Source organism: Enterobacter sp. SECR19-1250 (genome assembly GCF_013391025.1).
In the GTDB taxonomy this organism is placed as follows: domain Bacteria; phylum Pseudomonadota; class Gammaproteobacteria; order Enterobacterales; family Enterobacteriaceae; genus Enterobacter; species Enterobacter cloacae.
This window is the reverse complement of record NZ_JACASJ010000032.1, coordinates 32,155-45,521: the sequence shown is the minus strand read 5'-3', so window position 1 is coordinate 45,521 and position 13,367 is coordinate 32,155. Positions and strand designations below refer to the sequence as shown.

Below are 13,367 nucleotides of genomic sequence, written 5' to 3'. Positions count from 1 at the left end.
AAACTGATCGCCAGATCACGCTATTTAAATTCTGGAATTAGCTGCGGAATGACGGCAACAATACTCTGTTGTGCATATCGAATTACATTCTTAACCAATTGAAACTATGTAGCTTTAAACATTAACATTTTGGCGGAGTTAGAATTTTAAACACGGGCGCGTAAGTATTATTAAATTATATAAAATTTCTTTTCCTGACGCCTGACAATAACACCATTATTAATTAGAGAAATTTTATAGACGTAAGTAAAAAATCAAGAAAAAATTCATTCCGCATAAAAACATCATCTATATTATATAAGCCGGAATAATTAATATTAATCCGGCTTATATTAATCACTTGTCTTTACGAGTACTGCCAAAAACCAGCTATAATATTTCCGCCGGATATTTTTTTATACAAATACAAAGCACCGTAACCAAAGATGTAATCACCATCAAGCAATGCATCTGGATAATAATCTTCATCTATTTGCATGAAGAATTTATAACCATCCTTTTGCAATGAATCAAAATAATAGTCTTCCGATTGTATTAACCTTGCTTCTTCAGTTTTAGTGATAAAATCAAACTCTTCACTTTCAACTTTATCATACCCAACAATAGCTGCCTTATTAATGTGTTTTATCGTAAATGCATCATTATTGCTTTCATCAGAAAAAGTATGCGTAATAACTTTTACGGAACAATTAGGGTATATATTGTTATCAATCATATCATCATATCCTTCAGGAGTAAGTATCGTAATATACTCATGTCCATCATCAGGATTCTGAACTGTCAAATAAAACTTATAACCCTGAATATCATCAAGTTTATCTAAAGAGAATTCAGGGATATTTCCACCAATCCGCCCAATGATATCACCATCAGGGAGGGTACTTATTTTAGCGATCAGATTAGATTTTAACATTTTGTTAACCCATTTTTTCTTGCAAACCCAATAGAATCTTCTCTAAGTTTCATTGCCGTTTCAGTGGCAAACTTCTTAGCGTTTTGACGTTCCCAACCTCTGTTGTTCACTAAGTCTTCGTAAATACCCCTTCGAGTAATTGCAGTATTCCTGTTTATATTCTGCAATGCGGTCTGGTTTTTTAATACATTAGGATTATGCAATCCATATTTGGCCTGTAATTTAGATATTGTTTTATGCATAGCATTTTCTTGTAAAGCTATCGCTGGGTTGGTAGTTGCGATACCAGACATTCTACCTTTTATTATGCCATTATTTCTTAGCCATGCATTTTGTAATAATTCATGTGCAGTTAAACCATCTTTTGCATGGACGGGGCTTCCATAGCCTGCGATTCCAAATTCATTTATTAAACCCAGCGGATCAATCCACCCCAACGGATTCGGCGCATACTGATAAAGGTTCCACCCGCCATTCAACCCAATCGGATCCTGCACAATAAACCGCCCGACCTGCGGGTCGTAGTAGCGGAACAGGTTATAGTGCAGCCCCGTTTCACCGTCAGCGTACTGCCCTGCATAGCGAAGCGGTTGATGCGCCATCGCTGTGCGATTCACAACCCGTGAGAACCCTTCGCTCTGATGGCGCACCTCGCCAAAGCTGCCGTACTGGCCGCTCCAGCGTACCGCACCACGTTCGTCGGTCACCTCCAGCGGCGCGCCGTTCAGGTCGGTGTTGAACCAGTAAATCTCACCGCTGCTCTGGTCTCGGAGATGATCCACCCGCGCCAGCGGGCTCCAGGCTTCATTCGGGTCATAAATATATGTACTGCACAATCCGGTTTGCTGCTGCTCCTGCAACAGGCGGTAGCCCTGCCACAGGAAGCGCGTTTCGGTGGTGCCGTGCGCGGTGGTGACGATTTTGCGGGTACGGCGGCCCAGCGCGTCGTAGTGATAGCGCGCCTCAAACCGCCCTTCCGGCCCGGTTCCGCGGGCGGATACCAGCCGGTTCTCGGCGTCATACGCATAATGCTGTTCATACAGTCCGTTGCGGCGGCTGACCAGGTTGCCCCAGTGGTCGTATTTCATAAACAGCGCCTGCCAGTGCTGCAGGCGGTTATCCGTGACCGGTACCGCATCGTCATTGGCGGCGAGGTTATCCGCGGCGTCATAGCTGAACTGCGCGCGGCTGTGCCCCTGTCGGGCCTCGTAGTGCTTCAGCAGACGCCCTTCGGCGTCGTAGCCGTAATCCACCTCACCGCGCAGGGTGTCGCTAACGCCAGAAAGCTCACCGCGTGCGGTGTAGCGATACAGACGTTCCAGTATCGCCTGCTCCGGCAGGGTCACCTCCGTACTCAGCTCACTGCGCTGCAGGGTACGTCTGCCAAGGCTGTCATACTGGCGGAGCTGCTCGCGCGCGCCCTGGGTGCGGCGAATTTCCCTGTGCAGGCGGTCGCGGGTGAACTCGGTCACCAACTGCTGCCCGAAGCGGATGGCGCTGACATGGCCGGAGCCATAGTGCAGCCAGGCCAGCTTTTGCTCGCCGGGCAGCGTCAGGCCGGTCAGGTTGCTCAGGGCATCCCATTCATAGCCCACTGCGCCGTTAATGCCGGATTCGCTCAGCACGCGCCCGGCGGCATCATGGCGGTATGCAATCTCATCGCTTTCGATACCCAGGGCAACGCCTTCGGCTGTTGGGGTGCGACGGATGCGGGTGATCTGGCCGCTCAGGTCGCGGACGTAGCGGTACTCCGCGTGGCGCTGAGTTCGCCCGATCAGCAGCCCGCTGTCGTCATAGCTGAACTGCTGGACGCGACGGGCGATGCCGCCGTCGGCGGCAGGTCGGCCGTTTTCTTCGAGCGCGCAGAGGAACCCTCGCGCATCCCATTCCATATGGCGCACGGTCTCGTCCGGGCGCGTTTCGCTGAGCGGGCGGCCCACGGCGTCATAGGTGAAGCGGTATTCCGCCCCGTTGCCGTTATCGAGTCGCAGCAGGTTACCGCGCGGGTCGTAGCGCCACTGGCGCACGCGGCCAATACGATCGGTGAGGCTGACCGGGAGACCGAGCGCGTTATAGGCCCAGCTTACCTCGCTTTCCAGCGGGTCGCGCCAGCCCGTGAGCTGGCCGCGTTCGTTCCACACCAGCGACTCGCGGCTGCCGTCCGGATGGATCACGGCACTCAGCAGCCCCGCGTTGTTCCACTCCCGACGCGTGATATTCCCTTCCGCATCCTCGCTGGCAATCAGCTGCCCGAAACGGTCGTAACTGAAACGGGTCACGCTGCCGGAGCAATCGGTGCGCTGTGTCAGCAGCCCCTGGATGTTCCAGACCAGACGTACCACGCCGCCGAGGGCATCGGTGATGCTCTCCGGCAGGTTCTCTTCCTCATCGGGATAGTGATACGCGGTGGCGTTACCGGCCGGATCCGTTTCCGACAGCAGACGACCGCGAAGGTCGTACATCGCCTGCGATGAAGTACCGTCCGGGTAGACCGTCCGGGTGATGCGATCGGTCAGACGATACCAGTAATATTCTGTGCGACGGCCCGCCGGGTCCGTCTCACTGGTCATGCGGCCATACTTATCCCAGGTACTGCAGCGCATCGCACCGCCGGGCAGAATGACATCGCTGAGCTCGCCGTCGCGGTAGACAAACGTCGTCTGGCGGCCGTCGTAATCCGTGAAGCGCGCGACGTTGTCGTCGTCGTCAATCAGCCAGTGCGCCTGCGCACCATCATCACGAATGGCGCGACGGATGCCGTTATCAAAATCGTATTCAAACGTCAGCTGTTCGCCACCGCTGTGGCGGAAACCGACCACGCGCGGCAGACCGTCAATCTCCCGCCAGCGGTATTCGCTCAGCAGGCCGTTGGCGTCCTCGTGGGCACTCATCAGCCCGTCCTGCCAGCGGAAGCGTCGGCGCACGCTACCGCCCCGGCCGGTCACGCAGACCAGCTGGCGCTGTTCATCATAAGCGTAACTGACCAGGCAAATCTCGTCATCCAGCCAGGCGCTGGCAAGCCTGTCACGGTCGTAGCGGCAGACCACGCGCTGGCCCGCGCTGTCGGTCAGGGCATGCAGAGTATTATCCTCATTCCACTCGAAGAGAATATCGTTGCCGCAAGGTTCTGAGATGCGCTGAAGCAGTGACGGTGCGTCATCCTGCAGCGGCGCATAGTGCCAGCGCTCGCCGCTGACGTCATACACCGACCAGCTGTCGTCATGGTGATGTTCAAGCCAGTTTTTTTCGCTCTCGCAGTAGGTGCGCATCCCTTTCGGCACGTTCGGGAAGGCAATGTAATCGCCGGACGGCGCACGCCACACCAGCCCGTCCTGATAGGGCTCCAGGCGGCTTTCCCAGAACAGGCTCCAGCCGCGGCCCAGCACGCTGTCGCCGGGGTTGCCGCTGCGCCAGTAGCGCTGCCAGCGCACCGGCAAGCGCGACGGCAGAACAAAATCGAGCTCATCATCCCCGCTGAGAAATTTCTGTCCGCTGACGATATCCACCGGACGGGCGATGATCCCCGCGGCCGCTACGCCGGTCATCAGCGTGCCGGCGCGGCAGGCGATACGGGCCAGCTTATTGATCCCAGGGATTTTGCCCAGCAGCTTAGAGAGCGCCCCGACTTTGCCGGCCGCACCGCCCCAGCCGCCGAGAAGCCCGGCGAACAGCAGGGTAAGATCGGAGACTTTATAGAGCCACTCGGGCACTTCAGACTGAATGGGCAGGGTTTGCTGCGGATCGCCGCCGATGAAGACGTTGTCCGAGCCGGTCATCACCTTCGCGTCGCAGGTGGTGCGATCCCCGATGCGGGACGCAGGCTGGCTGTTAATCGAGACGCGCTTAGAGCCTTCGGCCATCTGCTGCGAGCCATCGTCCGAGCACTTCACCGCGCTGTCCGTCGCGATGGCGGCGGGTTTGCTGTTGATAAACACATTGGGCGAGCCGGAGGTGATGACGCCTTTCTTCGTCATACTGGATGCCCCGGCATCGGCGATACTGTCCCGGGCGGCGGTCGCCAGCTCCCCGGTGTAATACCCCACGGCCAGGCTTGCGCCGACGAGCAGCACACCCACGCCAAGGCAGGATGCGCCTAGACCGGCAATAAACATCGCCCCCGCCAGAATGCCCCCGGCGGCGGCAATCAGGCCACCGACAATCGTTCCGGCAATCATCCCGGCCAGCGCACCGGAGTGGCCGATATCATCACCAACGCGTGCAGCTTCAAACATAACGACTATCCTTGGTGTTAATGGTGGAAGCGAAAGCTCCTGAGAAGATCGCCGAACAGCGCGCAGTCCGTATCGCCCAGCGTACGGGTGCAGGTCATGGTGAACACCAGAATGTTATCGCCCTCGGCATTAAACACGGCCTGCTGCTGCCAGATGCGTTTCCCGTCGCGCAGATAGCTGGCGTGGACAATTTCACCCTGCAAAAGGCCGTCGCCGAGCGTTGCGGCACTGCGTTCACCCTGCTTCCAGCCCTTGAGATGTTTTTCCATCAGGGCGAGCTGGCGATCGATATACGCGGCAAGCGCTTCGCCGGAGTTGAGGGTATCACGGGAGATGTTGAATGCTGGCGCATCCGCTGCAGGCGGCGCGAAGACATTGACGGTACGATCCTGATAGCCCTCAGGAAAAGCGATCATTCCTTCATTAAACAGGCACTGCGAAGATGATTCTGACATTGAGCGGGTCCCACCACATTTTTTCAGAAGCGGTAAGTTTCGCATATGTGTTTAAGGCTGACTATCCCCAGATTATTGTCCCACCGCCACGCTCGCCGACAGGCCCGCCACCAGCTCAACCCCCTTCGGTAAGGTGTCGATATGAATGCGCACCGGTACGCGCTGCGCCAGCCGCACCCAGCTGAAGGTGGGCTCCACGTCGGGCAGACCCAGCCCGCCGGTCTCGTCGTTGTTATCGCCAATCCCATGACCGATGCTCTCTACGTGCCCCGTGAGTACAGGGTCATAACCCATCAGCGCCACCTGCGCGCTATCCCCCACGCGGATATGGCGCAGTTTGGTCTCTTCAAAATATCCCACCACCCAAAAGCTGTGGGCATCAACGATGGACACCTTTGTCTCCCCCGCTGTCGCATAATCGCCAGGGCGAAGCCGCAGATGCGTGACGTATCCCGAGACTGGCGAGCGAACGGTGGCGTGAGCCAGATTAAGCTCGGCCAGCGCCAGCGCGGCAAGTGCGCCATGATAATTGGCTGCCGCGACGTTCGCCGCACTGCCAGTTTGCTGCAAATCCTCGCGGGAGATGGCGTCCTTAATCTGCGTGCGTCGCCGGGCGGCATCCTGGCGCATCAGCATCTCATGGCGTTTTGACTCCACATCCGCCTGCGCGCTGACCACCGCGAGTTTGAGCCAGCGCGGATCGATGCTGTAGAGCACATCACCCTGGTTTACCCACTGATTATCCCGCACCGCCACGCTGATAACCGGCCCGGAGACGTCCGGCGCTATCTGCACCACATCCGCCCGCACGCGTCCGTCGCGGGTCCATGGGGTCTGGGCGTAATGTTTCCACAAGATAAACGCCAGACACGTTGCCGCCGCAACGGCGCTGAGCGTCAGCGCATAACGGCCCAGCAGAGAAAGTAATGCTTTCATATCAATAACCCCAACGCGGTTAACCCCTGCATGAGCAGGTAGAAGGTGACGATCCAGGTTGAAACATCCATCAGCGGGCGACACGGCAAACGGCGGTAAAGCCTGCTGAGAGAGAAAAGCGGTATGAGAAGCAGCGTGCAGACCAGTGCCACGAGCGCCACCATCAGTAACCCGGGGATCAATACGCCCCCGACATTGAGATCATTGACCATCGTCCGGCCCCCGTAATGCGCAGTGAAGATCCACCAGCCTGCCGATAACCTGCCGCGTTTGTTCATCAGCCGCAGGCAAACGGCAGCCAATGGCGGCGGCGAGGCGTTCACGTAAGGCGGCGGTGTCTGACGTCGTCAGTTGATAAAGCAGCGTGTTAATCTCCGGCGGCATATCAGTACGGCGGAGGTGTCGCACCGAGAGGCCAATCCGCAGCGCGTGCAGCAGTCGGTTAAGCGCCTGTTCGGTAGCGTGCCCACTGCGCGGCAAACGCGGCAGTAACAGGGCCGCCCTGTCGATCATCAGATTGATCCAGTGGGTTTCATCGCTCTGCATTTTTCCTTTCACGCTGCGGCGGATATCGCGCTGGCACACCCTCAGCAGCCGGTTGATGGCGGCATCGGCCTGCACGGTTTGCAGCAGGCTCATGCTGATGACGGCAAAACCGGTCGCGAAAAAGAGAGCAATGGCGGTGTTTAGCGCCCCGGCGAAATCGCCGCTGTAGCGCGCGCTTAGCTCCGATAGCACCGGCAGCGTGAGGGTGATCCCCATCGCCATAAAGGTGGTGGGTGGGCGCGCCTGCAGCGACCCGGCCAGCAGATACGCTGGCGCAAGTACCGCCACCAGCACGGTGAAATCACTCACCTGTGGAAGTAGCGCAAAACTATAGAGCAGGCTTATCACTACGCCCCATATGCTGCCGATGATGTATTTCACGAGGTGCGGTGCCGGGGTGTCGAAGCTGCCGAACAGCGTGCAGCAGACACCGAGGATCGAAACTGCCGTGCCGCCGTCGGGCCAGGCGGAGTAAATCCAGACCAGACAACCGCTCAGGATGATGACGAACGCCCCCAGCGCCGTGCGCGCGGCGGTAAGCGGATCGCGGTGGAAGACGTAGCCTTTGATCGCGCTGCTCTGTACGCGATCGGACGCAAACTGGCTGTGGTGGATCGCATCTGAAAGACGATCGCACTGTTGCAAAAGAAGCACGGCCTCCGTCAGATAACGGGTAAAACTTGCCCGCTCCGCCTCTTTCAGGCTCCGCGCCCGAGAAGCATCGCGCTCAGCGACCTGCTGGCAACGCTTAATGAGGGCGTCTGCCAGCTGTTTTCGTTGTTCTTCATCGTCACAGGCAAGCCAGGCCTGGACATCGTCCAGCACGGTTTGCAGTTCAGCGGGCATTGTCGCCGTCAGGGGTAAGCGGTCACGCAGTTCACAGTTCACCATAATCAACCGCGCCAGCCGGTCATGAATGGCTTTTCGGGCCTGGCGTACCGGAACGGCAAGGGCGAAATCGTACGTGATATGATGGCTCATTCCCTGCAGGAACTGCAGCGACAGCGCAAAATGCAGGGGCGACGTCACCGTACCGGGTTTGCCCGCTAACGTGTCGGCTACCCGCTCGCGTGCGGTGCGCAGCGTCTGCGATAAGGCGCTGTTGAACTGCGCGGAGATACGCGCAGGCAATACATAGCGGTGAATCACCGCCGCGCAGAAGATACCAATCGCAATCTCCTGCACCCGAACGACGGCGATGTTAAAAATCGCACCGGGCTCAGAGACCGCCGGGAAACCAATCAGGCTCGCGGTGTAACCTGCCAGCACAAAGGCATAGGCCCGGGGCGTGCGCTCCAGCAGGGATAACCAGAGACAGAACGTGATCCACCCCGTCAGCACCACGCTGCAAACCATCGGCATATTTGCGAAGGTGGGCACGATCAGCACGGTGGCAAAGGCCCCCGTTACGGTTCCGGCCAGACGGTAAAGGCTCCTGCTGAGCGATGCCCCCACCGACGTCTGCGACACAATGTAAACGGTAATAATGGCCCATGAGGGGCGGTCGAGACCGATCGACAGCGCAATGTAATATGCCAGCATCGCGGCGGCAAATGTCCTTGCGGAATAGAGCAGCGCGCGGGCATCGCTTTGCAGTGCGGCTGGTAAATAACGAGAGATGAGGATGTTCATGCCGGGATTATTACCGGCTTGTCAGCGCGCTTAAATACTCTATTCTGTCAAAAAATACCTAAATATTGCCATAAACATGAAACCTCAACTTGCTAATACGCTCTATGACCCTGACGCCACAGCCTCTCCTGCCGTGGCGCGTCATCTGGACTTCGTGGACTACGCTGCAGAAGTGCCGGTACACACCCACCGCAAGGGGCAGCTGATTATTGCCCGCTATGGCGCGGTCAGTTGTTATGCGGAAAACGATATCTGGATCGTGCCGCCAGACTGCGCGGTCTGGATCCCCGGCGGCATTCCGCATAGTGCTAAAGCGACCTGGAACGCCCATCTCAACTATCTGTTTATTGAGCCCGGTGCGGCGGCGCTCCCGGCGCGATGCTGTATCCTGGCGATTTCGCCGTTGATTAAGGAACTGGTTGACCGTTTAACCCGCGAAGAGGTTGATTATCCGCCGGACAGCCACGCGGCAAGACTCACCCGGGTAACACTTGATGAACTGACCAGCATGCCGCAGCAAAAGCTGAGCCTGCCGGTTTCGGCGCATCCCAAAATACGCGCGATGGCCGACGCGCTGGTCAGCCACCCTGAGGACAGAAGCACCCTGAAAGACTGGGCCAAACGGCTGGCGCTCAGCGAACGATCCTTTGCGCGTCTGATGCAGCGCGAGACCGGGCTGAGCTTTGGGCGATGGCGGCAGCAGCTGCACCTGATTATCGCCCTGCAGGAGCTGGCGAGCGGTGCCCCGGTGCAGAATGTGGCAACAAAACTCGGGTATGAATCCGTGAATGCGTTTATCACCATGTTTCGCAAAGCGATGGGCACCACGCCCGCGCACTACTTTGCCGAACGGAAAAACAGCGGCCGTTAGCCCGGCCCCTCGCTCCCCGCCGCCAGCAGCGGCACTATCACATCGCTGATGGGCACCGGAATACCGTGCGCGCGGCCATAGCGCTGGATTACGCCGTTGCGGATATCCCACTCCAGTGGGCGGTTGGCCTGACGGTCGGCAAGGATCGAGGTGCCTAAATCGGCCGGGGCGCGCTGGAAGTTCGCCAGGATCTCCTGCGCAACGTCATCATTGAGCGCTGCCCCCTCGGCACGGGCGACAGTAAGGCCTTCGCGCAGATACGCCAGCCCCAGCGCGCTGATGTCCTCGCGCGAAAACATCCCGGCACGACGGTTGGCCAGCACCATTAGCCCGGCCACCGCGTTTTGCAGCAGCTTGCGCCAGGCGACAGTGGCGAAATCAGCCGACAGCTCAACCGCACAGCGTGTGCCCTGCAACGCGTCTACCACCCGTTTTGCCTGCGGAACGTCCGGCAGCGTCAGGCGCGGTTTGGCGCGCAGCCAGACGGAGGCATCCGGCTCACGCTGCGCCGGGAACCAGACCACCGACGGCAGCACCGTTGCGCCATTAACCCACGGCTCCAACTGGGCTTTCTGCTCCACGCCGTTTTGCAGGGCGCAGACCACCGTGTTTTCATCGCACAGGGCGCGCAGCCACCCGGCGCTGTCGGCGTTCTGCGTCGTTTTTACCGCCACAAAAACCAGATCGGCGGGACGCGTGACGACGGACGGGTCGGTTAATACCGGACCCGGCACGACCGTTTCACCTTCGTCGTCGCGCAGAAGCAGTTCAGGATGTGCAGTGCGTCCGCACAACTGCGGCGTGCGGCCAGCGTCATGTAGCACCGCGGCGATAGTGGTACCAATTGCACCAGGACCAATCAGCGCAATCACTGGATTGTCAGACATGGTTAACTCCCCTTTTCGCTAAGCCTGCTAACAGTTATACCACTGTAAAAAGTGAGCGCCACGTCGTTGTCTATACTCAACACACGACAGACAACGGAGTGCGCCATGCCTTTACCCGATTTCAAATCCTCTGAACCCTATACCCTTGGCATCGAACTCGAGCTGCAGGTGGTTAACCCACCGGGATACGATCTGAGCCAGGACTCTTCCGCGCTTATCGCCGCCGTTAAAGACGACATCAAAGGCGGTGAAGTTAAACACGATATCACCGAAAGCATGCTTGAGATTGCCACCGGCGTGTGCCAGAACATCGATCAGGCGGCGGCACAGTTCTCCATGATGCAGCAGAGCATTTTGCGGGCGGCGGCGGAGCATCATATTCAGATCTGCGGCGGCGGGACGCATCCGTTCCAGAAGTGGCAGCGGCAGGAGGTGTGCGATGACGAGCGCTACAACATCACGCTGGAGCGCTTTGGCTATCTGATTTTACAGGCGACGGTGTTTGGCCAGCACGTGCATGTCGGGTGCCGGACCGGCGATGACGCGATTTATCTGCTGCATGGCCTGTCACGCTTTGTCCCGCACTTTATCGCCCTGGCCGCCGCATCACCCTACATGCAGGGCACGGACACGAAGTTCGCCTCCTCGCGACTCAACATCTTTTCCGGGTTCCCGGATAACGGGCAGATGCCGTGGGTCAACAACTGGCAGGAGTTCGAGGGGCTGTTTCGCCGCCTGAGCTCAACCAGCATGATCGACAGCATTAAAGATCTGCACTGGGACATCCGCCCCAGCCCACATTTTGGCACCGTTGAGGTGCGGGTGATGGATACGCCGCTGACGCTCGGCCATGCGATCAATATCGCCGGGCTGATCCAGGCGACATCCCACTGGCTGCTGACCACCCGGCCGTATAAGCATCAGGAGAGGGATTTTCTGCTGTATCGCTTTAACCGTTTTCAGGCGTGTCGCTACGGGCTTGAGGGCATACTGACGGACGTGCATACCGGCGAGCATAAGACGGTGGCGGAAGATCTTGCCTGGCTGCTGGAGCAGGTTGCGCCATCGGCCGAGAAACTCGGCGCGACGAGCGCGATTAAGGAACTTGCCCTGCTGTTAAAGCAGGGCAAGAGCGAGGCGCAGCGCATGCGGGACTTTATCGCCGACGGCGGCTCGCTTATTTCTCTGGTTCAGAAGCACTGCGAGCTGTGGGCGACGAGTCCGTAAGGCTGTGCCCCCACTCGCGCAGGCGCTGGAACAGCACGAACAGTGCGGGGATGAACAGGATCCCCACCACGGTCGCCACCAGCATACCGCTGAATACCGTAGTACCAATGATGCGACGACTTTGGGCACCCGCCCCGGTCGCCAGCATCATTGGCAGGACGCCAATGATGAACGATACCGCCGTCATCATTACCGCACGGAAGCGGCGTGATGCCCCCTCGCGAGCCGCATCGACAATTGTTATCCCCTCCATGCGCCGCGCGCGGGCAAACTCGACGATAAGGATCGCGTTCTTGGCAGCAAGGGCTATCAGCAACACCAGGCCAATCTGCACATACACGTCGTTGGCGTAGCCGGCTATCCACAGCCAGACCAGCGCCCCGCCGATGGCGAACAGCACCGAAAGCATTACGCTCGCCGGAAGCGTCCAGCTCTCGTACTGGGCGACGAGGAACAGCCACGCCATCACCACCGCCGCCAGCACAATCCATATCGCCTGATTGCCGGTCTGCTGCTCCTGGTACGACATGCCGCTCCAGGCGTAGTCGTACCCGGCGGGCAGGCTCTGCGCCAGAATGTCGCCCATCGCCGCCATCGCAGTGCTGCTGCTCACCCCTTCCGCCGCGGAACCGCTCACCGACACCGACGGAAACTGGTTGTACTGCTGCAGGAACGGCGCGCCAACGGTGGGCGTGATGGTCACGAGATTACTCAGGCGCACCCGCTCACCGTTGTTGCTGCGCACAAACAGCTCGCTGATTTGCCCGGCGCGCTCGCGCCACTGCATCTCATTTTGCATCACCACATGGTAGACGCGGTTGTTGACGCTGAAATCGCCGGCACGCGTGCCGCCAAATGCGGTTTGCAGGCTGCTGAAGATGCGTGACACCGGTACGTCGAGACGCGCCGCGCGCTCGCGGTCAACGGTCAGCGTCAGCTGCGGCACGTTGCTGCTCCAGGTGGTGAATACGCGGCTCAGCTGCGGATGCTGGTTGGCTTTTACCAGCACCTCGCGGGTGATGCGCTCCAGCTCCGCCGGGCTCTGCCCCGCCTGCGCCTGAATACGCAGGTCGAAGCCGGAAGCATTGCCCAGCCCCGGCAGCGTCGGCGGGGCAAAGGTCATGATGGTTGCTTCCGGCAGCGTCAGCAGCTGGCGCTGAAGGGTACCCATCACTTCATCCAGCGGCGGACGCTCGCTCCAGTCCTTCAGCATGATGGAGATAAACCCGCCGTTGGAGGCGCTGGTGCCGTTGAGGATATTAAACCCGGAGACCTGAATCACGTCTTCCACCGCCGGATGTTTAGCAATTAATTCGCGTGCCGTAGCCATCACCGCCTCGGTGCGCTCCAGCGAGGCCGCTTCCGGCAACTGAACGCTGGCGAAGAAGTAGCCCTGATCTTCCTGCGGCAGGAAGCCTTTAGGCATCGACATAAAGCTGAACACCACCACAGCCGCCGCGCCTGCGGTGGCCAGCAGTGCCAGCCACGGACGAAGGGTGAATATACTCACCATGCGGGAGTAGAGGCTACGCGTGGCCTCCAGCCCCCGGTTGAAGCCGCGGAAAATCGCCGCGGGCTGCGCCGGACGCGGACGCAGCAGCAGCGCACACAGCGCGGGTGTCAGCGTCAGCGCCACCAGGCTTGAGAGCGTTACGGCGGTGGAGAGCG

General features: G+C 58.7%; 10 protein-coding genes. 2 read left to right on the top strand and 8 right to left on the bottom strand.

Annotation, left to right across the window (positions count from 1 at the left end; translation table 11 throughout):
* Nucleotides 1–346: 346 nt before the first annotated feature.
* The 6 genes from HX884_RS10740 to HX884_RS10715 form a co-directional block, all read right to left on the bottom strand.
* Nucleotides 347–913, bottom strand: a complete 567-nt coding sequence (locus HX884_RS10740) for a hypothetical protein (RefSeq protein ID WP_178328134.1) — start codon at nucleotides 911–913, stop codon at nucleotides 347–349.
* Nucleotides 907–5,145, bottom strand: a complete 4,239-nt coding sequence (locus HX884_RS10735; protein WP_249166311.1) for an RHS repeat-associated core domain-containing protein — start codon at nucleotides 5,143–5,145, stop codon at nucleotides 907–909. Before HX884_RS10735 ends, HX884_RS10740 begins: the two co-directional genes overlap by 7 nt.
* Nucleotides 5,146–5,162: 17 nt before the next feature.
* Nucleotides 5,163–5,600 carry a DcrB-related protein gene (locus HX884_RS10730; protein ID WP_108453285.1) on the bottom strand — a complete coding sequence of 146 codons (438 nt, stop codon included), beginning with the start codon at nucleotides 5,598–5,600 and terminating at the stop codon, nucleotides 5,163–5,165.
* A gap of 72 nt (nucleotides 5,601–5,672) precedes the next feature.
* Nucleotides 5,673–6,536 (bottom strand): HlyD family secretion protein, encoded by an 864-nt coding sequence (locus HX884_RS10725; RefSeq protein WP_178328133.1) that lies wholly within the window; start codon nucleotides 6,534–6,536, stop codon nucleotides 5,673–5,675.
* Nucleotides 6,533–6,748: a DUF1656 domain-containing protein gene (locus tag HX884_RS10720; protein WP_029882597.1), complete on the bottom strand. Its 216-nt coding sequence runs from the start codon at nucleotides 6,746–6,748 to the stop codon at nucleotides 6,533–6,535. Before HX884_RS10720 ends, HX884_RS10725 begins: the two co-directional genes overlap by 4 nt.
* Nucleotides 6,738–8,714, bottom strand: a complete 1,977-nt coding sequence (locus HX884_RS10715; RefSeq protein WP_178328132.1) for an FUSC family protein — start codon at nucleotides 8,712–8,714, stop codon at nucleotides 6,738–6,740. Before HX884_RS10715 ends, HX884_RS10720 begins: the two co-directional genes overlap by 11 nt.
* Nucleotides 8,715–8,790: 76 nt before the next feature.
* Here HX884_RS10715 and HX884_RS10710 point away from each other — a divergent pair, with 76 nt between their 5' ends.
* Complete coding sequence (locus tag HX884_RS10710) at nucleotides 8,791–9,585, top strand: helix-turn-helix domain-containing protein (RefSeq protein ID WP_038981066.1); 795 nt, start codon at nucleotides 8,791–8,793, stop codon at nucleotides 9,583–9,585.
* Here the strand turns inward: HX884_RS10710 and HX884_RS10705 are convergent.
* Nucleotides 9,582–10,472 carry an oxidoreductase gene (locus HX884_RS10705; protein ID WP_178328131.1) on the bottom strand — a complete coding sequence of 297 codons (891 nt, stop codon included), beginning with the start codon at nucleotides 10,470–10,472 and terminating at the stop codon, nucleotides 9,582–9,584. The two genes, HX884_RS10710 and HX884_RS10705, sit on opposite strands and share 4 nt — an antisense overlap.
* 105 nt (nucleotides 10,473–10,577) lie before the next feature.
* Here HX884_RS10705 and HX884_RS10700 point away from each other — a divergent pair, with 105 nt between their 5' ends.
* Entirely contained in the window at nucleotides 10,578–11,699 is a 1,122-nt protein-coding gene (locus HX884_RS10700) for a YbdK family carboxylate-amine ligase (protein WP_023620415.1), read from the top strand.
* Here the strand turns inward: HX884_RS10700 and HX884_RS27200 are convergent.
* Nucleotides 11,650–13,367: efflux RND transporter permease subunit (locus HX884_RS27200; RefSeq protein ID WP_256737125.1), on the bottom strand; the 1,718-nt coding region annotated here is incomplete at its 5' end. The genes HX884_RS10700 and HX884_RS27200 overlap by 50 nt on opposite strands.

Bases quoted from the DNA above. Each gene is read 5' to 3' on its own strand.
- HX884_RS10740 (WP_178328134.1), bottom strand. From the start codon at position 913: ATGTTAAAATCTAATCTGATCGCTAAAATAAGTACCCTCCCTGATGGT.
- HX884_RS10735 (WP_249166311.1), bottom strand. From the start codon at position 5,145: ATGTTTGAAGCTGCACGCGTTGGTGATGATATCGGCCACTCCGGTGCG.
- HX884_RS10730 (WP_108453285.1), bottom strand. From the start codon at position 5,600: ATGTCAGAATCATCTTCGCAGTGCCTGTTTAATGAAGGAATGATCGCT.
- HX884_RS10725 (WP_178328133.1), bottom strand. From the start codon at position 6,536: ATGAAAGCATTACTTTCTCTGCTGGGCCGTTATGCGCTGACGCTCAGC.
- HX884_RS10720 (WP_029882597.1), bottom strand. From the start codon at position 6,748: ATGGTCAATGATCTCAATGTCGGGGGCGTATTGATCCCCGGGTTACTG.
- HX884_RS10715 (WP_178328132.1), bottom strand. From the start codon at position 8,714: ATGAACATCCTCATCTCTCGTTATTTACCAGCCGCACTGCAAAGCGAT.
- HX884_RS10710 (WP_038981066.1), top strand. From the start codon at position 8,791: ATGAAACCTCAACTTGCTAATACGCTCTATGACCCTGACGCCACAGCC.
- HX884_RS10705 (WP_178328131.1), bottom strand. From the start codon at position 10,472: ATGTCTGACAATCCAGTGATTGCGCTGATTGGTCCTGGTGCAATTGGT.
- HX884_RS10700 (WP_023620415.1), top strand. From the start codon at position 10,578: ATGCCTTTACCCGATTTCAAATCCTCTGAACCCTATACCCTTGGCATC.